The organism is Shewanella sp. AC34-MNA-CIBAN-0136 (assembly GCF_040309945.1).
Classification (GTDB): Bacteria; Pseudomonadota; Gammaproteobacteria; order Enterobacterales; family Shewanellaceae; genus Shewanella.
On record NZ_JBEOPJ010000002.1, the window covers coordinates 92,295 to 117,176 of the forward strand.

Genomic DNA, 24,882 nt, shown 5'->3' on the forward strand with positions numbered 1-24,882 from the left:
CAGAGTATATATCGTTGCCCACACAGGGATTTGATAGCACTCAAAGAGGTTTTCAGGTAAGCTTCACGGCCGCCGTTACTGGCTACCTTTTATTCAAAGCAACAATGCGTTGCCCAAAGAGATTTTTCTATGAGTTTTTCCTCACTTGGTCTGAATGCTGCTATTTTAAAAGCGGTTGAAAAACAAGGTTATGACACCCCCTCTCCAATTCAAGCACAAGCAATTCCAGCTGTTTTAGCCGGTCAAGATGTAATGGCAGCAGCACAAACAGGGACAGGAAAAACAGCTGGTTTTACCTTACCAATTTTAGAATTATTATCTAAAGGTGAACGAGCGCAACGTGGTCAAGTCCGTGCGCTAGTATTAACACCAACACGCGAACTTGCCGCGCAAGTACAAGAAAGCGTCGCTACTTACGGCATCAACTTACCGTTAAAATCAGCCGTAGTCTTTGGTGGCGTGTCCATCGTGCCACAATTAGCTGCGCTCAGAAATGGTGTCGACATTCTGGTCGCAACGCCAGGCCGTTTACTCGACTTATGTCAGCAAAAAGCCATTAGCTTTAACAAATTAGAAATTCTAGTGTTAGACGAAGCAGACCGCATGCTAGACATGGGCTTTATTCGCGACATTAAAAAAGTATTAGCATTATTACCCGCTAAGCGTCAAAACTTGATGTTTTCAGCAACATTCTCGAATGAAATTCGTGAACTTGCTAAAGGCCTGGTTAACAATCCGGTAGAGATTTCAGTTACGCCGCGTAACGCAACAGCAAACACTGTGACCCAATGTGTGTATCCAGTGGATAAAACCCGTAAATCAATGGCGCTAATCGAACTGATTAAAACCAATGATTGGAAACAGGTGTTAGTGTTTTCTCGTACCAAACATGGTGCTAACCGTTTAGCGAAAAGCCTAGAAGCTGCTGGCATCAAAGCCGCTGCCATTCATGGCAATAAAAGCCAAACAGCACGCACTAAAGCATTGGCAGATTTTAAAGCCGGTGCCGTACAAGTTATGGTCGCAACAGATATTGCCGCGCGTGGCATCGACATCGATCAACTGCCATTCGTGGTTAACTTTGACTTACCTAACGTACCTGAAGATTATGTGCATCGTATTGGCCGTACCGGTCGTGCAGGTTCAACAGGTCAAGCTGTATCATTAGTGGGTCTTGAAGAAGTTAAATTACTGCATGATATCGAGCGTTTAATCAATCGTGTTATTGAGCGTAAGCAACTCGCTGGTTTTGAAGCACCATTCACTATCCCTGAAGCGAGTAGCAGATCTGGCGGTAATAGCGCTAAAAAGCCAAACCCGAATCGCAGTAAACATGCTCAACAGCATGCAAATGATGGCGCTCAAGGTGATAAACCAGCGCGTAAACCTGACTCTCGCCAACCATCACGCAGTCACGATAAGCCTGCAGATCCTAAAGCGGAAGCTAGAGCGAATGGTAATAAACCACCACAGCGTAATCGTCCACCACGTCGCAGTGGTACTGCACCAGTAGTGTCAGCCAATAGCAATAATCCTTATGCCAACGCTAAAGTTAAAAGCTAACTTGCGATAGAGCATAAAAAAGCCGGTGAACATTGTTCACCGGCTTTTTTATTATTCAGGCATAACCCAATCGACTAACTATCAATCAACTGCAAATCAATCAACTGCAACCCTACAGGCTGCAAAAGGCTCAGTTACATGAACCACGCACGATAGCTACGGCCTTTTAACTTACCTTTACTGATGATATTCATCGCTTGTTTAGACACATTGCTTTTTACGGCAAAGTAAGCGCGAAAATCAGTCACTTTAATTTTGCCAATATCGTTAAAATCTAAACCATTGCCACCCGTTAATGCACCAACAATGTCACCAGGACGGATTTTTTGCTTTTTACCCGCCTCAATCTGAATCGTGATCATTTCAGCAGCTAGTGGTTGCTTGTTGAGCGCACTCATTGGCGGTAAAGGCTCACTGACGACATCTTTGTTCATGGCTTCTTCAATCATCGCCATTTTGTAACCGTCTTCTTCACCAAAGAAAGTATATGCGGCTCCAGAACTGCCAGCACGGCCAGTACGCCCGATACGGTGAATATGCACTTCAGTATCGTAAGCAATATGATAGTTAAATACTGCGTCTAACTCATCAATATCTAAACCACGTGCAGCTACGTCGGTAGCAACTAAAATACGCGCACTACGGTTAGCAAACTGCAATAACATTTGATCGCGATCGCGCTGCTCTAAATCGCCATGTAATGCTAGTACGCTAAAGCCAAACTCATGTAATGAGTCAGCCACTTGTTGGGTTTCACGCTTGGTATTACAAAACACGACTGCGCTTCCAGGCTGCTTATCTAATAACAATAAACGCAATGCCTCAAGACGGCCCTGGTTATCTTCAATACGATAAAAGTGCTGATCGATAGTGAGGTTATCGTGTTTAGCTTCAACTTTAACCATTACCGGTTTATACAGAATTTGATCGGCAATCGCTTGGATTTGATCTGGGAACGTGGCACTAAACAGCAATGTTTGACGTTCACGAGGGGCCGCGGCAATGATTTGGTCAATGTGCTGTTGGAAGCCCATTTCTAACATGCGATCGGCTTCATCTAAAATCAGCATGTTCATGTTACTTAAATCTAAACGGTTGCGATCTAAATGATCAACAATACGACCCGGTGTACCGACAATAATGTGTGCTCCGTGTTCCAATGAGCCAACTTGTGGCCCCATAGGTACGCCGCCACATAGCGTTAGTACTTTAACGTTATGGATACCACGGGCCAAGGTACGAATGTCTTTCGCTACTTGGTCGGCTAACTCACGCGTTGGACAAAGCACCATGGTTTGGATGCGAAAACGTTTTACATCCAGTTTATTAAGCAATCCTAAACCAAAGGCAGCTGTTTTACCTGAACCAGTCATCGCTTGGCCGATAACATCTTCACCGGCCAAAATAGGCGGTAAGCTCTCAGCTTGGATCTGAGTCATCGATTCAAAACCCATAGTTTGGAGGTTTTCAAGCAATTCAGGTTTTAATTTAAGTGATGCAAAAGCCGTGTTAACGACTTGTTCTGTAGACTGACTCAAGGCAAATATCCTCTGATATCGAAAGGTAAAAAGCAGGCAAAAGCTGCAAAAAAATATACCAATACCATTACATAAATGAGCCAATAACGCGCAAAACTATCATTAAACAGCGGAACAAAATTAGCATATACAATGATGTTATATGAAAAATGCTTACCGCTATTTGCGAACGATTTATCTTGCCAGAAGGAACAGATAATAAATAAGATTGGTGTGAGCAAAGGTCTTAAAACAAACCTAAGCCAGATGTCAGCTATTGTAGCAATTTTATTCGCAGTTCGCTGACAAATATTTATCAATAATTCAGCTTATTTTGAGGGTAATGCTAGGTAATTTGGCCAAAGTGGCCTTGCTGATAATCACGAACAGCTTGCTCTATCTCAGCCTGGGTATTCATCACAAACGGCCCCATGTGGACAATTTTTTCGTTAATCGGCTTGCCCGCTAATATTAACAACCCAGCACCTGTGGCCTCGGTTTGAAAATGACAGACTTCAAGCGCATTTAAAACTAAAAACTGCCCTGCTCCTGCAGTTTCTCGCAAACCTTGTGCATCAATATAGTTAAGCTCGCCTTGATACACATAAGCGCACACCGTTTGGTGCTCTGCAAGATTCAGCGTGCAGTGACCATATTCAGTTAACGTTAAATCAGCAATTGCCCCATGGCCAGCTAACCCCTGAAGAGTTGAAGTAATCTTATGTGGCTCATGATTAAAACCCCAACTCCCCGCCAAGGCAACAAGCGTTGCGCCGTGTTCGTTATTTATACGGGGATTAGTCTGTTTGCTGCTGTCTTGATAAATAGGCGGACGCATTTTGTGTTTTGCTGGCATATTGATCCAAATTTGAAACCCATGCAGCCCTTCTTTGGCATCTGCTAATGGCATTTCAGAATGCAGCACGCCACTGCCAGTACTCATCCACTGCACATCTCCGGCACGAATAGGTTTAACATTGCCCATTTGATCGCGATGTTCAAAGCCGCCTTTACGAATATAAGTAAAGGTTTCTACACCTCTATGTGGATGCGGCGGAAAACCACCAATAAAATCTTGTTCATCATCAGACTTAATCTCATCGATCATTAAATATGGATCAAAACGAAGCTTATCAAAGTCGGCAATACGATTAATGTTTACACCATCACCGTCCATTGCGGGCAAAGCGCTAAAACGCTGTAATACTTTCATGAAAACCTCGGTGATGAAAAATAACTATTTAATAATAGCAGGCTGTTAACTGAATAAATATTGCATAATAGTGTGATTTTCTTTCGATAAAATAGACCAATTAACAAGGATGATGTCTTTTGCTCAAGCAAGATAAATTTATCCACATCAATTTATGAACTTTACCTTCTGTTAACAATCAAAAAAGGACTGATAATACTGCGATAAAGTGATTGATATAAATGGAAGTAATAACGGTTGGCTGGGAGCCACATCACTCTCGATCTTCAACACACTCCTCTAAAGAAGCATATTGGCTTAAGCCTGTACTCACGGCATTCATCATCCATGTTTTATTGATTTATGTGTTGATTGCGTTTTGGTACCAAGACACGACGCAACGAGTGTCAGCTTTAGTGGTTAAGCCTTCGCCCACCGCAATAAAAAGCTATCTCATGACTTCGGCGCAATACCAATCAATAACCCAAACAAGTTTATCACCCAAGCTTCATGACCTAGAAAGTGCCCGACTCATAAAGAATTTTCCGCCCATTATTGATACGAATGTTGATGTTAGCCAATCGACGTCTATAAACGCGAAAGAGACACCAATCTCCTTAGATGAAGACAACAACACCCTCGATAACGTGATGCCATCAAACAATAAGCCCAACAACATACAACCACCTATAATAACCAAAAAAAATAATGTACTTCCGAGCCAAATAAAACCAAAAATGACCACTGACATCAACAAGTCCGCGCCATCATTAGCGTCAATACAACAAGCCACTAGCCATTTTATACAGCAAAATAATATTGCAGCATTAGACACACTCGTAGGTTCTCAAACTGCATTACAAAACAAACCCACTGGCACTATGAGTGAAATGGACCCTAACCTTGATTTTATAGAGTTAGCAGCAGAAATTGATATCAGCCAACCGCATACCTTTAACCATAGGCTAGACCCTAACAGAATCGTAAAACAGGGCGATTATTGTTACCGGGTGGTTGAATTGGCAACTCAAGTGAATCCTCATGGATGGGGACTAGGATTTGCAACATTTTGTGGCGAAGACCAAGTCAAAAAACAATTAACAGAAGCGATTCGCAAAAGAGTCAACGCCGTAAAATGAGTTACTGGATTGGCATGGTCATATCAACATCTGGCATCACTATCCTAGTCAATGATAAATAAGCCGCTAATACCGCAAATAAGATACCCAAAGCCCTTTCCTTATGATGATTCCTGACTAGGACCTAAGATGCCACACATGGCCAATCTATCTTTATCAATAAAATATAAATGAATAAACAGCTATGAGCACTAAGCTATTGCATGAGTGCATTCATGACAGGCATAAAATGAAGCCCACCAGCCACAAACATGACTCGTTCATTATTATCGATCGCGGCTTTCACCTTGTTAATGGCGCTATTATCCCTAAACTCATTTACACGATCTTTAATCGCTTTAAGCGTCGTAAATTCAGAGGTGCTGAGTTGTTGGTCAAAAATAGTTGCCGATGAAAACTCAACCCACGATGCAGATTTCCCCACCATGGTTGATAACATAATGTCTAACTCAGCAATTGAATCTGGCTTAACATTTAGGTGATATTCTGTTGCAGGAAAACCAGATTGTCCGAGCAGATTAGACATCTTACTTTTCGCGTCGGCAAGACTAACATTACTGAGCAACTGTGGTGCTTGTCTTAATAAATAAAATACCTTTAGGCTTTCATCATCAAACTTCTCTAACACAAATTTAGCTTCACTTAGGCTATCGCCTTCCCAAGTTGTTACTTTGACATGATGCTGCTTAGCTAAAAACTGTAAAAACCCCATTTCACCACAGCACTTAATCGCTTCAGCTTTAGACATTTTATCAGGCCAATAACCACCTTCTAACAACACTAAAGTGGGATTAAGCTCGTTAAAAAGGCGTTCTATATCGACAAGTTGAAGATCATTAACATCGTTTGTATGTGTAGTGCCAATAATCATATAGCCACGGTCTAATGAACGTAACAATGACAAATTAGATGTAGGCTTATATCTGTCATTCGCTTGAACATTCAAACACACACCTAACACCAATAATGTCACAACCGTTATCATTTTTTTCATCGTATTACTTCCCTGTATATCCAGATATAACTAACGTTATCCGTTGATAATTAACATGAAACAAAGGATTTCCAACACAGTTAATAACCAGCTTAACTATCGATAAAAATCGCCAGTATTATGCTAACTATTATCAAGTTTTTTAGTTTTTACCCCTTACTCAAAGCAATTGAATGCTACAAGCTATTGCACGCACACGCTTTTTCACCGCTCTTTTGAATCCACTCTTCGTATTGTCCTTCAGGACATTGATTTTTTATGGTTTTGCATTGAGCGCCATTACGTGAGTATTCGCCACCAATAACTTTCTCGATGAACTAATCGTTAACCTGAGCACTAAAATCTTTTTAAGAACAACCAAGTAAGAGTGCGATGATGACAATTGATAAGTATTTCATGTAATATCCTTTTGCATTTTATACCGAAAACTGACGCCAAAAACCGGCACTTAAAAGCATCACAAAGTGAGCGAAAAATAAGTGCATATAATGATTTTTATGGTTTATGGTGAGTGTATATTATTGATAGAAGTTAACTTTCAGCGTTAACTTTATTAGCGTATTTACCAATAACTTTACCCGTGGTAGCCCACACTATAACGCCGCCCCACGCAATAAAAGAAAACCCTGCAGGGATACACGCTAACAGAATATATTTAAAGTGTTTTCGATTAAAAAATAATGCCAAAATAGCAGGAAGAAACCAAAGAGTCAGCCCCCCAATAACTAACACCACTAAAAAAGTATAATTCTCATTTGCGACTATTTCATTTATAAATTCCATTTATTACGTTCTCCCTAATTGATAAGTGCAACGGATTATACTAAAACATAAAGCCTAAATAACAAGCTAAAAGTCATCGTATTATAAAAAATGCCTTATTTACACAAATCATCATTTTTAGTTGAAACATTATTGACACTATTATTGCCGTTTTTGTGCTGGCCGCTAGTCTAGTAGACACTTCTCATGCCGATGTCACTTGTATTAATTAAACTATGGCTTACGTCCACTACGCCTGTTTAGTACTCATTGCTTATTCGGACACCGACCATTACAAACCACTTAACCAGCTGATTTAAATATAATATCTAGCTTTAATCTTTATTAACCATCAAAGAAAAAACCATACACCCAAAGCGATACTCGGCAAAAGAATACGATAACGGCATACAAAGAAGGCTGTAGCACACAAGCTAACACAGTTGATAAACAGCACTTATTTAAGCCATTGATATGCACATTCGCGATGTACAGTGTATTGATGTTGTTGATTGATTGGTTAGTGGGTGGGTTGTTTAGTTGGTTAGTTGGCAGGGTAACCGCATGAGTGTGCGTTTTTTGAACACTATAAATAATTTCGATACTGAATCACTTCCAATCATTCATGAAGTGATAACGTACTGAACAAATATAGTTCTAAAAACATACTTAATCTGTATAAAAAACGTTCACAACCTCACCCTGGGTTAGTTGGTTAGTTAGTTGGTAAGTTGGTAAGTTGGTTAATTTGTTTTGGCAGCAAGATGCTCAGCAGAGTCAACAAAGTAAAATTACCTCAATTATACCGAAGTCATCACCTCACAATTTGTGATATTACAATCTAATTAAATTGATTTACCAACTCTGTTTGACGTATACCCTGACCACTAATTTCTTGGCTATGTATTGCTGCATTATGACAATTTTGTTCAAATTGATTAATGCCATCTTGTAGTATCATCGCGTTGTTATAAATTTGATTAACAACAGCAGCTTGCTCTTCTGCCGCCACTGAAATCTGCTCGCCATTACTTTCGATAATACTCATCACTTCACTAACCGAGACCAGGCTTTTCTCGAGTATTTGACTAGAATCAATACTCTTATCTATTAACAAATGGCTTTGTTCCATCTGTGCAACGGCTTCTGCAGTTGTGCGACTAAGTGAATTTATAATAGCGTGTATTTCATGAGCAGAAGTTGCCGAGCGACTGGCCAAGTTACGCACTTCATCCGCGACCACAGCAAACCCTCTACCAGCCTCTCCAGCCCTAGCGGCTTCAATGGCGGCATTGAGCGAAAGCAAGTTTGTTTGCTGTGCAATACTCTCGATCACCTCGACAACTTGGTTTACATTTTGACATTGCTTATTCAGCGAAGAAATAGCAATACGAGATTCTTCCAATAAGTTATTAATTTCCGTAGTCGCGATTTGACTGCTGGCTAATGCCACCTTAGTTGACTCTATTTGTTCAACTAAGTGATGAATTTCTGTGGTTGAATTTGTCGTATTTTTAGCTATATCAGTAACAGACGAGCTCATTTGGCCGATGGCTGTGACAACTTGCTCAAGGTTTTGTGATTGCGTAACCAACTGATTTTGATTGGCTTGATTTTGTTGTTGATGCTCTTCTAAACCTTGCTGTAATTCCTCACCACTTTCTTTTATACGTCCAACCACCGCCAGCGTTTCAGCTTTTTGCATCCGTAGACTTAATTCGATGTGAGAAAGCTCATCGGTATAACCTGTATAAACAAATTGATTTAGTGGATTATTATGTATTGTTTCACTTAATATCAATATGTTACTAAAACGCTGTTTAAGAACATAAAGCGGCCGACAAAAACAGATAATGGCAACAATAAATGCGACGACGGTGAAAAAACCACTTGAGTAAGGCAAGGACATCAACAACCCAACAGATAGCAACCAAGCCAAAAAAAGTTTGGTAATAATATTGGCACCAAGCTTAGGCTTAGCAGCTTTACCAGCATTAATTGCATCGTAACAGGCTTGAGCACGTTCAGTCAGCTCTGCTTCAGGCTGAGTTCTTACCGACTGATACTCGCAAATAATACCGTTACGTTTAATCGGGGTCACATAAGCGTTAACCCAATAATACTGACCATTCTTGCAGCGATTCTTCACCAATCCCATCCAGCTTTTCCCTTGCTTTATGGTGTCCCATAGGTCACTAAATGCAGCTTTAGGCATATCTGGGTGGCGTACTATATTGTGGGGTTTATTAATTAGCTCATCTTCTTTATAACCACTGACCGTCATAAAGTCATCGTTAACATGAGTAATAACACTGTCTAAATCGGTTGTTGAAAGGATCATATAATCCGACGGATAAGTGACTTCTTCATCGATGATATCTTTTGTGGTCATGTTGATATATTAAACGTCATTGAGTTAAATAATTAAGCTGATTATTAAACAATCAGCATTATTTGTATGTGATGACTCACGACTTTAATCAGTAAATAATTAACATCTTTGAAATATTTGCGATGGGTCACACTGAAAGTTATCCAGACTCACAACAGTTCAAAGTATTGACTCGATCATATAATGGGCAAGAAAATGGCAATCATCATGATTGATTGGTTTTTATTCTTGAGGTTTTGAATTGCGATGTTGTTTCGCATAATTAAAGCTTAGAGAAGCAATAGGATAAAGAGATTTAATACTTTTCCTATACCGAGCAAAGACAATCGTGGCGATGGTGACACCAACTGTGACCCCAAAAGGATGCTTTCGAGTCTGCTTTTTAACAGAATGGAGTAATAAATTAAGCGTTAACTCGCACTGCCTAACAGAGTCTTTCCCCTGCATACGTGTTAACTTAATCGAATGATTTAGATGCTTTAGAGATGACATCGATACCCTCCTTTAATTGGGAGACAGTGTCTTTGAAGCCAAAAAAACGAATAAGCCGTTTTTGCCAATACAGCAAGCCAACTAAAACCAACATCATTGTGAGTAGAAATACCCCTAAGCCAATAAATATGCTGTCAGTGAGGCTGTAGATCACAATCCCGGAGCAAACACATAAACTGAAGATAAAGAGAACTAACAATGGAATAAATAAAAGCTGGCAAACAAGAAACTGTTTTGCTGCGGCAACATTTCGTAATATTTCCATAAAGAAAAGTTGGACTGTAGACTCTGACCACTGTCCAACCTCTTGAGCTAATTTCGATGCCTTATTAAAAATATCTTTAATTTCTTCAACGTTTACGTCATCGGAGTTTACGTCCACCTCATCTGAGTTAACGTGAGGATCGGTCTGCGAGCCATCGGAGATTTTATCTTTACTGTGCACTTTCTCAGTGTTTTCCATAATAAAACCCCTCCGGCCGCTTTGCTATTTTATAAGTTTCGAAATCGCCCATCCCGCTAAAAAAGCACACCCGACACTTAATAAAGGGTGTTCCTTAATAAGATTTTCAGTTTGAGCTGTTGCCGATTTAACTTTTTCAGTGCCTTCACCCAATGATTCTTTCGCTTTATCTTTCAAGGAATGAACAGCCTCTGAAGTCGCTTCTTCAGCTAAGTGATAAGCATCTTCAATTTTCTGTTGTGGATCTTGATTTTTTGCCTTTGTTGTAGCCATTTCTAATCTCCTTAAATACAAAATTTATAGAGTGATATTACGCTGAAATAAATAGGGGCAATAAAAACTGTCCAATTAACACACTATTACGATAAATAGATTGGGTCAATTTATATAACATTAATAAAAAAACATGCCTAAATATTAGCGACTCTATTTTAATAAAGCGAAAGGCATGCCACATTTAAACCGAAGCAACAAAAAAATAAACAACTGATAAATATAACATTTATATTTTATGATAAAAAATGAAATATTTTAATATAATTATTTTGTAGTTTTTACAAATTATTACTTTTTACTATGTAAAAGTTACTCATGAAAATAAAAATAACCATCAATAGTTGTTTCAGAATAATATGGGGGATTGTATCCAACTGGTAATAACAAAATATAACCAAACTAGAAATTAGATAGCTATTACTCGACTAATTTCTGGCTAGGTGATTTGGGGGATGCTTATATCAATCTAACACTTTAAAAAATAACTGCGAGCCTAGTAAACAAAAGCCTACCGAATAAGTCAGCTAAAATTTACAGCAGACTAAGCAATAAGCTTGAGGCCATGCATTTTTTACTCTACTAGTGATACCTCATTCTTATCTATCTGTAACGCAGATAATTTATCAAGTAGTGCTTCAATGTTTTTTCTTCCAGCACCTTCATTGGCTAATCTAAGCCTTTTTACCGCAACAAAGGCATCCTTAAATGTTGCTGTGTGCGGTGCAATGATGGTTTCGTCAAACACAATGGATTGGGTTGCCGAATCGGTCAGTAAATATTGAACATGAGTAGTAACTTCAAAATCTAACCCAAAAATAGGTTGATCCACTTTAAGCATATTCACAACCAGTTTATATCGACCATCATCAGACAATAATCCCTGTGCTTGCAGGCTTCCCCTGACAGCACCAGAAAAGGCTTCACTGCTAATTTCTGATGTCCACAGTGGATTTGTTTTTTGACCACCAGAGACATTTGATAACTCTATGTTGTCATTTAATACATCAAAGTAGGATTTTTGTTCACCCTGAAACGTCATATTTTTCATTTTTGCACCAGATGCGCATCCAGATAAATATATGGCCGCTACAAAAATTAAAGCCAATTTGAACAACTTCATCTATCACTCCGTTGAGTTAATAAGTTTATCTATGACAGCGTATTTGTGAAAAGAGTCAGAGTTTCGGTAAATACCCGGAACACATTTAACTGCGCAATAGTAACACGTGTTTAATTATTAATATTTTTAATAACTTACCAGCATACATTGGTTAAATCAATCCTCCTTACAACAGGAAAATAGATGAATTAATCCGTATATAAAAATATTGCCAAGTTCTCATTATTAGCGGTATCAATCATCCGCTTAATAATGAGTTGATTTGGTCGACTCTTTTAATTAACTCATTACTTGCAGTTACCAAGACAAGAGCGGGAATGTTTTTTCGTACCATTAGATAACCTATCTAACTCGCTAATGTTGTTGTGACATTACAACTCTTTTTAAGGAGTATTGTATGAGTCTTGCTGGTGAATCAACTCACTTTAATGCATCGATGTTCCTCGTCAGGCAAGTAAATTAAACCCATTTTTTGACGGGTTATTTGTTACCATTGCAGCTTTCATCCTAGGCTGTGAGGCATAGTAAGAATTGAAGACTTAAGCTATTGTCATTTAGAGTGGTCATCACAGCTTAATAAACGATCACGATATTATCCTCGTCGGAAGTGTCCCTATGCGGCTATATTTACAACTGAGTAATCAATATTAATTAGCACGATTGATGTGTGCTAGATAACGTTAAATTATTCAATAAACTGTATAATTGTGGTTAATTATTAATTGGTGGAAGATGACGTGCTAACAAAAATTCTAGTGACAATATTGGTAATCCTTGGCGCTATTGTCTACTTGCGCCGTGGACGAGGGCATAAAGTTAATCGCATCGCAGATATGGCAGATGCACAAAAATCACCCCTTCTTAGTCGAGTAATTATTTACACTATGATTGCGGTGTCGATGTTAGCCTCTGCAGGCTATTGGGGCTGGAGTTGGTATGACGATAATACCGTCGTTGAAGTTACAATTACATCACCTATTGAAGCGATGACAAACAGTTACAAGGTGCGTAAAAAAGATATTGAAGCTCAGCGGATTACCACAGTCGATGGGATTCAAATTCGGTTATCTAATCAAGAGAGATTAACGATTAAAACGACTAATTCACCTCAATGACACGAAATAAAAACGACTAAATTCTAGACCAAAATAGCACTGCCCAGTTCCCGCCTATTATCTTAATCTAGATCATTATGCTCATCACCTCGACTAGGATAACAAAACTAAGTACTGAAATTAAAGTGACCAGTTTAAACCACCTTATATCCCCACTCTCTTGTTAGGTCTTTTTAGTCGCCACACCACAGCTAATATACGATGCAAACTTTGGCACTCCCTTTATATAATCACTTTCAAACCAATCGATACTAAAGCCGCTGCTTTGTATATTGTCAATCATAGGTCTATTCAAATTACAGCCACCAAAAGCGTTACCCCATAAGCGATTTAAACGATGTTGCCATTTTTTAATTGAATCGTCAGGTGCTTCTCCATGCTCACAGAAAAATATTTTACCATCAGGCTTCAACACTCTATGTATTTGCTGCATAGCGGCACGCCAATCAGCAATAGTGCAAAGAGTATAAGTTAACACAACTGAGTCAACACATTGATCATCTAAAGGAATCTGTTCACTAGGGAGACTTAGCCATTCAACCTGAATAGGCGATTTCGCTAAATTTTTCCGCGCTTTTTTACGCATCCCAGGAGAAGGTTCAAGGCCCCATATCATATTAACGTTCATAGGATTATACAAAACCATATTAACAGCAGAGCCCATACCAATCTCTAAAACATTGCCATAAGCTAAAGGCACAACTTTCTGCCTAAGCTCCATGATGACACTTGAAGAACAAGCACAATTTATAATGTGTGGAAGAATGTTGTTTTCATAAAAACTCAAAGGTAAATCCTCTGTAATAATTAACATTTGCATTCCGAAAGCTCAATATAAACCATGGCTAACATCTGCAAGCATTGGGTGTTAATTTACGATTATGATTACAGCCTAATCTAACAGCCATCGTCTATTTGCTGTTTTATATGACTCTATATGTATCTATATTAGCAGTTTCGTCAATTTAACCTTAATCACGATCTTCATATGGTTGGCACTCCAAGCACTTTTGAGTGCCAATAGGCTGATTAATATTAAACAGCCAGTCATAAAGATAAGCATTAAAAGAGTCTTAAGCTCTTTCTTGGTCAGTAACATTAACGGATAACAGCGTATACCAATAGCAAGAGGGCCGGATGATAAAAGGCATCGCTAACTTTAGCCTAACCCGGCACTTTTCATTACAATAGGCTAAAGCACTTTACAGACTTTAGAGTAAACGATACATGGCCCAACCCAACAAGAAAGGTCCTTCGCGCACCGTCGATGTTTTCTGCGCTAAGTGTAAAGCACCATTGTTTAAGTATCGTAAGGGAGGTAAAGGCGCCTTAATCAAATGCTTTAAGGAGCGTATTGTCGAAGACAACACCAAGGTTCCTTGCACATGCCCTGAATGCAGCCAGATATTTGCCAGAGATACCTTAGTGAGAGGCGCACCAGCCTTTAAAATGGTGGGAGGCAAAGTTACCTTTAAATAATGACATCCTATAACGAGAAATGCAGGCCAAATAACTAAGGAAGCTAATAACTTGTTTAATAGGTACTTAGCAGCCCTAGTTTACGTTAATTATCTACACTTTATTGGCTAACGGTGCAAGTTGCTGTAAACAACGAGACTGTTCCATCCAACGATCTTCTAAAGGTATTTTGTTAATACACTTAATAGATGAATTAACGCGGCGCAAACGTTCTTCAGTCAAATTGACCTCACAACGATTAGCATAAGTCGATGGCCATGAGCCACCCGCTCCGGTCAGCGAACCAATTAATTCACATTCGTCAGATCTATAAGTACTCCAGGACAGTTGCTGTGCGGTTAAAGCCGAGATAACACGAGAGTCAGGCTGTTTTTCACCATCATAATTAGGGGCATCAGACAACAGAGCGATGAGCTCATCATGCTTTATTTTCAATTGAGCAGATGCCTTGTTCAAACTGTTAACTAATGTCAAACCAGTATGCATAGCGCTGCCTTCTGGCCAACACTCGGGACGATCGGTACAGTTTTCTAGCGCTTTATCTTTTTTAGCCTCTGTTTCAGGCCAAGCATTTAACGCCAACGCTCTAGATTGGTATTTATCTAAAATACAAACATCAGTCTCACATGCATTTCGTTGTGTTAACCAAGCACGCTGACCATTAATTAAATCATTAACATATTTAGCTTGGCTTTTAATATTGCTATAAAGCGTTGCTAACGCCTCATCTGCCTTTGAAATATCAGGGTTAGCACATATGTTCTTTTCTATCGCGCTTCTGGCCAGCGAGCAATCAAAACTGGCACCTTGCACTGAAAATACGGATATCAATCCTAAGATATAAATGATTTTTCTCAACTGAGTTCCTTGTTAATGTTTGACCAAAATTAAATCATGCTAGTTCGAAATAGCGTAGATTAAGTTCATTTGCTCAATTTTTCGTTTTTATTAAAAAAATAAAACCTGACATCACTATCTTTGAAAGCTGACTTCATTTTCAAAAAATTACCCATAGTAAAGACGTGAAGTCGTGAAGTCGTGAAGTTTACAGCAGACTTTCAACACCAAAAAAATCTAACGCCAACAGCAGGCTAACGCCAATAATCATAAAAACAACCAGACTTATCAAGCTGACAAAAAGTACTCGCCAGTTAGAATGAAAATCTAAATCATCGTTATTGGAGATGACTTCTTTTGTAAATTGAAACTTTTCAACTAACAGTCTCGTAGAAATAATCGTGATTATAGGAATGATCATATTTGGAAAGTTTTCTGGCAAAAAAGGCAAAATTGAGATGAAAAAAGTAATAACCAAAGCACCATAGCGATTCGTTTTTTTAACGGCTTCATCATCATTCAAGACGACAAAGTTCTGTTTTATGAAAAAAACTGAAGCTATTGGCCCTCCTAAAAATGCGCCTAGACTAGCTTGAACGGGTGAGTAGACTTTGCTTCCTGACATATACAACTTCCTTGTTTGCTTTACGCTGTTTTAAGCGATGAATCATAACGTACTAAAATGTGGAACGAAATAGAACCTAAAGAATGAGTAACTTGGTTCGTTGAATACACCTAACAGGAGGCTTTGCTCCCCAACACTCGCGCACCATTGTGGTATAAAAGAATAACTATTTTTCCCAAACAAGTTTTAATCTATAAAGCTTAGCGAGACTGAGATTTAATCAGTAAAAAAGCTGTTTGTCTGCCATTTAAATACCACACTCCCGGTCCGTCAAAAATGGCATCTTCTTCTAGCATAATTCTGATTTCTTTTTTCCACGGCTCAATATAAACGGCATTGTTAAGCTCAATTGAATAGGCCGTATTGAGGTGTAATGGGTAGTCACCATCACCAGGAACCCCGTCTTGCGAATCCCACATTCCCAGTGTCGTACCTGCGGCATGGCCATGATAACCCAGCGGGTGAGTATAAATTGTGGGCGTTAATCCTTGTGAAATTGCACGTTCACGAGAGCGTTTTAATACTTGGTTACCAGTAAGACCTTCAGCAAATTGTCCGGTAAATACATCTTGTAGTTTATTGCCTGATAACAGCGCCTGTTGTAAATATTGTGGTGCTTCGCTTTCGCCTGGCTTGAGTACATAAGCATGCTGCTGCGTATCCGTATTTAAACGTAAATAGGTTATGCCAAAATCAACATGCAGTAGATCGCCCGGTAAAATAATTTGCTTATCATTGTCATGGGTAACACTCGACTCGCGCGCTAAGGCAACATCATCACTACGCTGAATTGATACACTTGGATGAAACCAAGTTTGTAACTTGAGCTCAACGATACGCTCTCGTAGCCACCAAACCACATCATCAGTCGTTGTTTCCCCAGGGATAATGACTTGGTTAGAAAATGCTTCAGCAATGATTGCATGAGCCAATTTTACGATATCTTTATAAACGGCAATTTCTTCAGGTATTCGTTGCTCCAACCATCCTACGGCGACGGGTTCAGCTGAAACTATTTTTGTTTTATATTTTTCGGGTAAATGCGCTAACAGATTTTCTTTATCTGTTGCGACTAGTCCATCGGCGTGAGCCCAATGTTTCGATTGATTAACACCTATGGTATTGGGTTGATAGCTTTCAATTAACTCATTAAGAGCCAACCATTGATTGGGTTGTTTTGATTTATCCCACGCTTTTTCGAAAACATTACCAACGTTATAAGGCGCGATTGCATAAGCATCAACACTGCCGTCACCTTTACGAGCAAATACCAGTATTGTTGTGCGGCGAGCAGATATCCATGTAGCAGGTAATAGCGTTTTAATAACAGGGTCTTCATTGTATTCACGACTAATGATTACCCACATATCGAGCTTATGTTCATTCATCAACTTGGGTAATAATAGCTCGACCCGCTTAGCCAGTATGCTGTCAATAAACTCAGCTCTGTCGCGCATAGGCAATATCTCAACTGCAACTGTGGCAGATGAACTTGCCGAAAAAGTTGCAACTATAACAATTGTTAAGTAAATCCAATGAATCAAGCGCAAAATAAACTCCTTTTATCTGCCATAAGGCGTAAAACAGATGTACGATTTTGATATTAATTTCACATCGTCCCACAACTGAAAAAATACGATGCCGTTATCACTCTTTAATATTTCGAATACCAACAAACCAAAACGAAAATACCACGGCTAATGAATAATATGTGACCATTAACGAAAACAAAATATCGGTCGTAATGATCGCCGTTATCGCACAAGGAATAACAACAGCTAATAATAATGAGCCCAACGACAGCACGTTATAACGCCAAAGCGCATACCAAACTAAGCTGCCATATGTCGCGGTAATAACATAAGCAACGCAAATGCCCCACAAACTGATAAATATTACATTAAAAATCGCATCAATTAAGTTTTGAACAGTAAATTGATTAACCAAGGCAATTAAAGCCCAAATAAGTGTTGCAGGCAGTACCGCAAGCGGAGCAATTAGCACGCCTCGCCAAAAGGCAATTTTAATAGCACTATTTTGCGTCATAAGTTTCTAACGTCCGACTTGCAATAAGTGCCCCAAGGGGCGCGAGTGGTTAACCAAGCGGATTAACCAAATTAATCAAGCCATTTCTCGCTTATTGGTGGCGTTTAAGAGCTGTTTACACTTTGCTCTATGTACTTAATGTATTATCAATAGGACGTTAAACGGCATAATTAACACGTTTGGTTTTTAGTAAATATAATTGTGCTACTAATACATTTGGAACCCAGGCAACCCAAGAGATTGCAATGTAAGACGTTATAAAGTCTACATTAAATAACCACGGGAATGATGGTAGATACAATCTAAGGGTAATGGCTGAACAAGTTAAAGAGTAGTTTATTATCATCCAATAGCGATGTGCATTCACGTTACCTTTCTTGATTTGCACAAATGCCATACTTACAGTAAAAAGCCATAAAACAGCCATAGTACCAAAACCGAAATGAGCAACAATCCCCCCCATAGAATTGGTAGCTAAGTATAAACCAGCAGAACCGGAGAGTAATACAGCGGTAACATAGACCTTACCAAGAGCTCGGTGAAGTTTGATGCTTTTAGCTCTTAAGCGACTGTTTAACTGGAATGCACCAATAGTTAACGCTATTGAGCCTCCGACCATGTGCAGATACATTGCCAAAGGTGTTAATGAAAATTTTTCTTTTAAATATTCTGAGCCAACCCAATCAACAGTTACAAACAGAATGGCATAAATGCTAACACCAAGCGCTAAAAAATAGAAAATACCGTATCCACATTTTTTAAATACTTCCATATAAAACGAATCCTTTTTAAAAATCTAACGCGACACTCATAAGTGAACCCTGTGCTGGCTAGGACCCATATACGCTAGCATCGAACGCTATGACTTGTGCTTATAAGCTCCCATAATGCCAAATCCAATAGCGGCAACAAGTATAATAATATCTATGTAGTAAACAGGCTTTTGGGTAGAAAGCACAGTCCCTATCGTCGTTAGCACAAGGCTTGTGTTGGCATAAGTGTTACTTTTAATACTTTTTTCCATGTTTTAAATTCTCCATATTATGAATTGTGTAGATATATTTTATATGCATGCTGATGAGCCTGTAGAATGCCACCGCTAAAATTTAACAATACCATAACACCAACCGACTTTGGAGAGGGATTTAAATGAAACTGCTGTTTTTGTTGATTATTTATTGAACACGATTTGGGGGTGTGAGAAAAGATACAATCAGGAGTTTAGATAAATATTGCTATGATTTATTACTCATTCAGACCTTATTATTAATCGCCATCAACTTCACCAATAATATAAAACAAATTAGATGCGCGTATATGGCATGTAAGCTTACTTTTCTAGGTTATATTTAGAAGATGTGTTTTTGCATAGTGATTAATCACTACAGAATTTGGTAATGCCGCAAAAGATTCATTTTATTCACTATCACTTGCTATCACTGACTTGCTACGAGCTAAAAACAGCTTCGCTACACAAACCAATTCTGTCCGATATCAAATAGTAAGCTAGTGTCCATCAACACTCTTGGGTGGCCTATTGATTTTGGCCAAGTTTATAAATGCACTAATTAATAGACCGAATAATAGAAAGCGGAAAAGCCAAATGCTAACTCAATCAATAAATGAAACGTTAATGCAGGCCATAAACTGCGCGTCTTAATGGTTAAATAAGACAATAATGGCGAGGCAAAAATCATACCTATAGCTTCGTAAATCGGTTTTTTTATGTGGAATAATACTTCAAAGATGCAGACAATAACGGTCATTATCACAGCCGCCGCCGTCGGGTTGATTTTGTAATGCTGAGTTAAACAATATTGGCCACCACCCAATAAAAATCCTCGGTGAAGCACCTCCCAGCCAATGATAGTCGATACGGTAAAAATTAAAAAACGTTGAAACTTCCCTGCCTCTCTTAGCCCCTCTAAAGAACTGCCATGACGATAATGAGATAAATAATCTGCGGCAAAAAATTGTAGATAAACGAATAAACAAAGCAAAAGACCCAAAAACACAGCCATAAGTAGCAGGTTTTCACGATTAATTGTTGGTTTAGAGAAGTACAATTGTTTTAACGGTATGGCCAGCAATAAAATAAGAACAAATGGAAAGATTAATCGACTTATAATCCAATAACCTTTAACCCCTCCAGAAGCTAAAAAGTTATTGCTGACATACACACCAACAACCTGTGTCAGTAATATCACTATTAATAATATACAAAAAGGAGCCGCCATTTTAATGGTAAGGCTCTGATCTTGGTGTGGCATACTCATTCTTCCATTCAGGCTTTTTATAAGATTGGAGTGTAATTGAACCACCTTTCATATGTGAGATCGATTATTATCAGCAACACACATTATTTACAACTAATCTTGCTATCAAAATTTTGGTCTAACAAATAGCGTGCTTAATAAGCAGAAAATCAGTATAAAAATATGTGAATAACCCCATTCTCGGCGATGCTCAACGCTCTCACCTGTCGAATTATCAATCCCGCAAAGAAAAGCATTACGTACTAAACGCGAGCAACAGTGGCAACTTTCTATATACAGGGAAAAGGCGTGTCATTTAAGCTAACAATGGTTTGTTTTGGCCTGATCTGGCCATCTTTAATTACCCTTTTAAAAGGGTAATTAAAGCGTTTTTTCATTGTTAATTGCTAATTGTTTAGCCGACAACTTTGGCTGGTTATGTTAATTCGGGCGAAATCAAATATGATTACAATCCCGCACTCTTGTTACAGGTATCAACATTCTCTGGTGTGCAAACTGTGATAGGAGTGTAAATTGTTTTCTCATATTTTTGTTCTGTTACAATCTTATAAAGTGTCAAAATGGCTTGTCTTCCCATTTCATATGGGTTTTGACCAATATTGATATGAGCAAGTTGATCTTCCAGCATAGTTAATTGTTCAGAGGATGTATCAGTAATAATAATGATGACCTTGTTGTTATTAATTTTTGCCTGGTACGGGGCAATCATTTTACGGTAAAGTGCTTGATCATTTTGTGCCCAACCACCAACAGTAATAAAGGAGTCTGCTTTTACAGGTTTACCTTTCATTACAGACTCCATTTGATTAACAGATTGATCCAGCTGATCAAAATTAAAAAAAGGTTCTCTAACTTCAGTCCAGCCCGAGTCGTTATTAAGCAATTCGCCAGGAGGCGTATCGTATTTTTTCCCCGATAATGCGGAACGAACACCCATAAGTCTTAAATTCAGATTGGGAGAATCTGGTCGCCCAGATTGCATTATTAGCGTCCCCCCATTAGGCCGAAGTTTTTTTAACTCTTCACCTAATGATTTACCCAATTCAAAATTATCAGTGCCTATATAGGCTAGACGTATATTATTAGGGTCTTCGTTGATTGAAGCATCAAAATCAGAGTCATAGGTAATAATCGGTATGCCTGCTTCTTTAGCTCTCTTCAGGCTATTGTTAACGAGATATTTAGACTGTGTAACGGCTACCGCGATACCATCGACACCTTCATCAATCAATTGATTTATTACCTGATTTTGCATCCTAACATTACTTATATCTGGTCCTCGATATATGCATTTCACGCCTTTTATTTGAGCGGCGGCATCTATACAACCAGCTTTACTTTGCTCAAAAAAAACACTATTAAATTTAGGTACCACAGCAAGTTTCAATTCTTTTCCATAGACTGAAAATATGGGTATTAGACTAAAGACAATAAACAGTACAAGTGATCTCGCCATACCCCCTCCAGAAATAAATCAAAGCGCTACTTTACTTACAATAAAATATAGCAAAGGAATTCATTTAAAGATACGAGCTGAAACGGTATTACCGAACATATCAGTGTAGGCTAATCGATATTGTTGTGTTTTGAACTCCCCCATGCGTCAGGATAGCAACACCATATCAGTAACCAATTGGTTCTAATTTTTGAATGCCTGTCTTAATAATGAAGCGATGACTTCCCTCCCATCATAAAAAAATTCCACCCATCATTTAAATAAGTAACATATCTCGTTTTCATTGCTTTGGAGAGAGTTCTTTTTCCTTCGATTCACTGTGTGTCACATCCAATTAATGGGTATCTGTGTCGACACCACATTGATCCAACAACATTTAGAAAGGCATTAAAAAAAGCAGTTCAGAAAGCGACTATCACTAAACGCATTACCGCCCATACTTTTAGGCATTCTTTTGCGACAAACTTACTTAGGCGTGGGCACGACATTAGAACGGTACAGGAGCTATTAGGCCATACCGATGTAAAAACGACCCAAATTTATACTCATGTAGCTGGTTTACACCAAACCGGTGTACAAAGCCCAATGGATTATAATTAGCAGTAATAATTACTTAGTCCGAGGTCAAGCCTATTGAGTAAACCCCTGTTAAATATCGCCCACAAAAAAGGACTCTTGCGAGCCCTTTTATACTTAGATTGTGACAACTGGTTTGTGAGCGGTTTATCTATTGCAAGACTAGGCTATGCAAGACTTAGCTACGCAAACCAATTCCACGCGATATTAAATAGTAAGCCAGTGTCCATAAGCTGACACAAAAACCAACCATTATGGCAATCGATAACGGTACACTTAAGTCAGCAAAACCTAAAAAGCCATAGCGGAATACGTTGATCATATACACAACTGGGTTTAAGCCCGATACACCTTGCCAAAAAGGTGGCAATAACGATAACGAGTAAAATACCCCACCTAAGTAGGTTAATGGTGTGAGAATGAATGTTGGAATAATACTGATGTCGTCAAAGCTTTTGGCAAATACCGCATTAATTAACCCGCCAAGTGAAAATAACACAGAGGTTAAAAACATGGTTAGCACGACCAAGCCAACATGATGTAACGAGATATCAACAAACAACATCGCCACTGTGGTAACAATTAAACCAACACTTAGACCACGGGCGACGCCGCCACCGACGTAACCGGCTATCATCACGTAATGTGGCACTGGGGCCACCATGATTTCTTCAATGTTGCGTTGAAACTTGGCGCTGTAAAACGATGAGGCTACATTAGAATATGAGCTGGTTATCACCGACATCATGATTAAACCTGGCGCGATAAACTCCATGTAGGTAACGCCGCCCATTTCTCCGATACGGCTACCAACTAAATTACCAAAAATTAAAAAGTATAACGTCATGGTAATGGCTGGCGGCACCAGTGTTTGGATCCAAATACGGGTGAAGCGATTAATTTCTTTGGTTAAAATACTTTTAAAAGCCACAAAATACAGACTGTTCATTATTTTGACTCCTTGGCTTTTTCTACCAGCTCTACAAATAATTCTTCTAAGCGGTTAGCTTTGTTGCGCATCGACAATACTTCGATATTGGCTGCTGTTAACTGAGTAAATAATTCATTGATATTGTTCGATTTGGCCACATCGACTTCTAAGGTATGTGCGTCAGTTAAGCGGCAATTCATATTGGTGAGCATTGGTGCTACGTCGAGATCGTGTCGTAAATCGAAAATAAAGGTTTCAACATCTAGCTTACTCAATAATGCCTTCATGGTGGTGCATTCCACCAGCAAACCGGTATCGATAATACCAATGGTGCGACACAACATCTCAGCTTCTTCAAGGTAGTGGGTGGTTAAAATAATGGTCACACCTTGCTTGTTGATTTGCTTTAAAAATTCCCACATTGAACGGCGCAGTTCAATGTCGACCCCAGCTGTTGGCTCATCTAAAATCAATAATTTAGGTTCGTGCATTAACGCACGGGCAATCATTAAACGGCGTTTCATACCGCCAGACAGTTCGCGGGCTTGGGCGTGACGCTTTTGCCATAAATCAAGTTGGGTGAGGTACTTTTCAGCACGCTCTAATGCAACCGCTTTTGGTACCCCATAGTAACCTGCTTGGTTAACCACTATTTGTTGCACGGTTTCAAACTGGTTAAAGTTAAATTCTTGCGGCACTAACCCGATGCATAACTTGGCATGTTCGAGCTGCTTATCAATATCAAAACCAAATACCGACACTGTACCAGCGGTTTTCTGTACCAATGAGCTGATAATGCCGATGGTGGTAGATTTACCCGCACCATTAGGGCCAAGCAGGGCAAAAAAGTCACCTTGCTTTACCGTCAAACTGATCGACTTAACGGCTTCTACGCCACCTTTATAGGTTTTTTTAAGGTTTTCGATCACCAATGCATTGTTGGTGTTACTCATTGTCATACCTCTAATCCATGAATTGCGAATTAAACACTTTTTATTACGTGCTGCTTATGACGTAATGTAGATGAGAAAGACGCTGAAATATTCTGACGCCCAAAACAAAACTCCCGCCTGTGTAGCGGGAGTGTATACAAATCTCATTAATCTAATGGAACCACTTTAGCGATGTAAGGCAAGTTGCGATACTGCTCTGCGTAGTCGATACCGTAACCCACAATAAACTCGTCTGGGATGGTAATACCAATAAAGTCGACATAAACATCGACTTCACGGCGCTCTGGTTTATCTAATAATGTACAAAGCGCTAAGCTTTTTGGCTCACGGAGTAATAACATCTCGCGCACTTTGTTTAAGGTGTTACCTGAGTCGATTAAGTCTTCAACGATTAATACGTCACGGCCGGCGATGTCAGATTGTACATCTTTAAGCACTTTCACATCACGCGAGCTGTTCATGGTATTACCATAGCTTGATACTGACATAAAATCGATTTCAACATGGCCTTTGATACGGCGACACAAATCGGCCATAAACACGACAGAACCTTTTAATAAGCCAACCATTAATAAGCGTTCACTGTCGGCGTAATGAGCATTAATACGTTCTGCTAGCTGGTCTAGGGTTTTATTGATTTCTTGTTCTGAAATCATCATTTCAATGGTGTGCTTCATA

At 39.1% G+C, this 24,882-nt stretch carries 25 protein-coding genes; 5 read left to right on the plus strand and 20 right to left on the minus strand.

Annotation, left to right across the window (positions count from 1 at the left end; all coding sequences use genetic code 11):
• Positions 1 to 129 precede the first annotated feature (129 nt).
• Complete coding sequence (locus AAEY94_RS02125) at positions 130 to 1,563, plus strand: DEAD/DEAH box helicase (protein WP_101086100.1); 1,434 nt, start codon at positions 130 to 132, stop codon at positions 1,561 to 1,563.
• 134 nt (positions 1,564 to 1,697) lie between these two features.
• Here AAEY94_RS02125 and dbpA read toward each other — a convergent pair whose 3' ends face one another.
• Positions 1,698 to 3,101, minus strand: coding sequence for an ATP-dependent RNA helicase DbpA (dbpA, locus tag AAEY94_RS02130; RefSeq protein ID WP_101086101.1), 1,404 nt, complete (start codon positions 3,099 to 3,101; stop codon positions 1,698 to 1,700).
• Positions 3,102 to 3,426: 325 nt separating this feature from the next.
• Positions 3,427 to 4,293, minus strand: a complete 867-nt coding sequence (locus tag AAEY94_RS02135) for a pirin family protein (protein ID WP_101086102.1) — start codon at positions 4,291 to 4,293, stop codon at positions 3,427 to 3,429.
• A gap of 221 nt (positions 4,294 to 4,514) precedes the next feature.
• Between AAEY94_RS02135 and AAEY94_RS02140 the strand changes: the two genes are divergently transcribed.
• Entirely contained in the window at positions 4,515 to 5,411 is an 897-nt protein-coding gene (locus tag AAEY94_RS02140; protein WP_350976922.1) for a hypothetical protein, read from the plus strand.
• Positions 5,412 to 5,607: 196 nt separating this feature from the next.
• Here AAEY94_RS02140 and AAEY94_RS02145 read toward each other — a convergent pair whose 3' ends face one another.
• The 6 genes from AAEY94_RS02145 to AAEY94_RS02170 all read right to left on the minus strand — a co-directional run bounded on the left by AAEY94_RS02145 (position 5,608) and on the right by AAEY94_RS02170 (position 11,910).
• On the minus strand, positions 5,608 to 6,405 hold the full coding sequence (locus tag AAEY94_RS02145; protein ID WP_101086104.1) for a hypothetical protein: 798 nt from the start codon (positions 6,403 to 6,405) through the stop codon (positions 5,608 to 5,610).
• A 531-nt stretch (positions 6,406 to 6,936) separates the two neighbouring features.
• On the minus strand, positions 6,937 to 7,188 hold the full coding sequence (locus AAEY94_RS02150; protein ID WP_101086105.1) for a superinfection immunity protein: 252 nt from the start codon (positions 7,186 to 7,188) through the stop codon (positions 6,937 to 6,939).
• A gap of 820 nt (positions 7,189 to 8,008) precedes the next feature.
• On the minus strand, positions 8,009 to 9,559 hold the full coding sequence (locus AAEY94_RS02155; RefSeq protein ID WP_101086106.1) for a methyl-accepting chemotaxis protein: 1,551 nt from the start codon (positions 9,557 to 9,559) through the stop codon (positions 8,009 to 8,011).
• Positions 9,560 to 10,016: 457 nt separating this feature from the next.
• On the minus strand, positions 10,017 to 10,514 hold the full coding sequence (locus tag AAEY94_RS02160) for a hypothetical protein (protein WP_101086108.1): 498 nt from the start codon (positions 10,512 to 10,514) through the stop codon (positions 10,017 to 10,019).
• A 24-nt stretch (positions 10,515 to 10,538) separates the two neighbouring features.
• Positions 10,539 to 10,787 (minus strand): hypothetical protein, encoded by a 249-nt coding sequence (locus AAEY94_RS02165; protein ID WP_101086109.1) that lies wholly within the window; start codon positions 10,785 to 10,787, stop codon positions 10,539 to 10,541.
• Between the two features lie 574 nt (positions 10,788 to 11,361).
• Positions 11,362 to 11,910, minus strand: coding sequence for a hypothetical protein (locus AAEY94_RS02170; protein WP_174839625.1), 549 nt, complete (start codon positions 11,908 to 11,910; stop codon positions 11,362 to 11,364).
• Between the two features lie 737 nt (positions 11,911 to 12,647).
• Here AAEY94_RS02170 and AAEY94_RS02175 point away from each other — a divergent pair.
• Positions 12,648 to 13,025, plus strand: a complete 378-nt coding sequence (locus tag AAEY94_RS02175; RefSeq protein WP_101086110.1) for a hypothetical protein — start codon at positions 12,648 to 12,650, stop codon at positions 13,023 to 13,025.
• Positions 13,026 to 13,188: 163 nt separating this feature from the next.
• Here the strand turns inward: AAEY94_RS02175 and AAEY94_RS02180 are convergent, their stop codons facing one another.
• Positions 13,189 to 13,839: a class I SAM-dependent methyltransferase gene (locus AAEY94_RS02180; RefSeq protein WP_242445107.1), complete on the minus strand. Its 651-nt coding sequence runs from the start codon at positions 13,837 to 13,839 to the stop codon at positions 13,189 to 13,191.
• A 413-nt stretch (positions 13,840 to 14,252) separates the two neighbouring features.
• On the opposite strand from AAEY94_RS02180, the gene AAEY94_RS02185 reads away from it, so the two are divergent.
• Positions 14,253 to 14,504, plus strand: coding sequence for a hypothetical protein (locus AAEY94_RS02185; protein WP_101086111.1), 252 nt, complete (start codon positions 14,253 to 14,255; stop codon positions 14,502 to 14,504).
• A gap of 93 nt (positions 14,505 to 14,597) precedes the next feature.
• On the opposite strand, the gene AAEY94_RS02190 is transcribed toward AAEY94_RS02185, so the two are convergent.
• From AAEY94_RS02190 to AAEY94_RS02225, 8 genes are all read right to left on the minus strand, one after another.
• Complete coding sequence (locus AAEY94_RS02190) at positions 14,598 to 15,362, minus strand: lysozyme inhibitor LprI family protein (protein WP_101086112.1); 765 nt, start codon at positions 15,360 to 15,362, stop codon at positions 14,598 to 14,600.
• Positions 15,363 to 15,549: 187 nt separating this feature from the next.
• Positions 15,550 to 15,966: a hypothetical protein gene (locus AAEY94_RS02195; protein ID WP_101086113.1), complete on the minus strand. Its 417-nt coding sequence runs from the start codon at positions 15,964 to 15,966 to the stop codon at positions 15,550 to 15,552.
• Positions 15,967 to 16,166: 200 nt separating this feature from the next.
• Positions 16,167 to 17,516, minus strand: coding sequence for a M24 family metallopeptidase (locus tag AAEY94_RS02200; RefSeq protein ID WP_502959375.1), 1,350 nt, complete (start codon positions 17,514 to 17,516; stop codon positions 16,167 to 16,169).
• Positions 17,517 to 17,613: 97 nt separating this feature from the next.
• Complete coding sequence (locus AAEY94_RS02205; protein WP_101086114.1) at positions 17,614 to 18,012, minus strand: hypothetical protein; 399 nt, start codon at positions 18,010 to 18,012, stop codon at positions 17,614 to 17,616.
• A gap of 157 nt (positions 18,013 to 18,169) precedes the next feature.
• Positions 18,170 to 18,784: a DUF2306 domain-containing protein gene (locus AAEY94_RS02210; protein WP_350976931.1), complete on the minus strand. Its 615-nt coding sequence runs from the start codon at positions 18,782 to 18,784 to the stop codon at positions 18,170 to 18,172.
• A gap of 87 nt (positions 18,785 to 18,871) precedes the next feature.
• On the minus strand, positions 18,872 to 19,036 hold the full coding sequence (locus AAEY94_RS02215) for a hypothetical protein (protein WP_157822778.1): 165 nt from the start codon (positions 19,034 to 19,036) through the stop codon (positions 18,872 to 18,874).
• 544 nt (positions 19,037 to 19,580) lie between these two features.
• Positions 19,581 to 20,282, minus strand: coding sequence for a CPBP family glutamic-type intramembrane protease (locus AAEY94_RS02220; RefSeq protein ID WP_157822779.1), 702 nt, complete (start codon positions 20,280 to 20,282; stop codon positions 19,581 to 19,583).
• 451 nt (positions 20,283 to 20,733) lie between these two features.
• Positions 20,734 to 21,744 (minus strand): substrate-binding domain-containing protein, encoded by a 1,011-nt coding sequence (locus tag AAEY94_RS02225; RefSeq protein WP_162022310.1) that lies wholly within the window; start codon positions 21,742 to 21,744, stop codon positions 20,734 to 20,736.
• Between the two features lie 321 nt (positions 21,745 to 22,065).
• Here AAEY94_RS02225 and AAEY94_RS02230 point away from each other — a divergent pair, with 321 nt between their 5' ends.
• Positions 22,066 to 22,344 carry a tyrosine-type recombinase/integrase gene (locus AAEY94_RS02230; protein ID WP_502959376.1) on the plus strand — a complete coding sequence of 93 codons (279 nt, stop codon included), beginning with the start codon at positions 22,066 to 22,068 and terminating at the stop codon, positions 22,342 to 22,344.
• A 154-nt stretch (positions 22,345 to 22,498) separates the two neighbouring features.
• Here the strand turns inward: AAEY94_RS02230 and AAEY94_RS02235 are convergent, their stop codons facing one another.
• The 3 genes from AAEY94_RS02235 to hpt form a co-directional block, all read right to left on the minus strand.
• Positions 22,499 to 23,269 carry an ABC transporter permease gene (locus AAEY94_RS02235; protein WP_101086119.1) on the minus strand — a complete coding sequence of 257 codons (771 nt, stop codon included), beginning with the start codon at positions 23,267 to 23,269 and terminating at the stop codon, positions 22,499 to 22,501.
• The gene (locus tag AAEY94_RS02240) at positions 23,269 to 24,204 is read right to left on the minus strand and encodes an ABC transporter ATP-binding protein (protein WP_101086323.1); all 936 of its coding nucleotides are present in this window, start codon (positions 24,202 to 24,204) and stop codon (positions 23,269 to 23,271) included. The genes AAEY94_RS02235 and AAEY94_RS02240 overlap by 1 nt, the downstream gene beginning before the upstream one ends.
• Positions 24,205 to 24,350: 146 nt before the next feature.
• Entirely contained in the window at positions 24,351 to 24,881 is a 531-nt protein-coding gene (gene hpt / locus AAEY94_RS02245) for a hypoxanthine phosphoribosyltransferase (RefSeq protein ID WP_011638672.1), read from the minus strand.
• Between the last annotated feature and the right edge of the window lies 1 nt (position 24,882).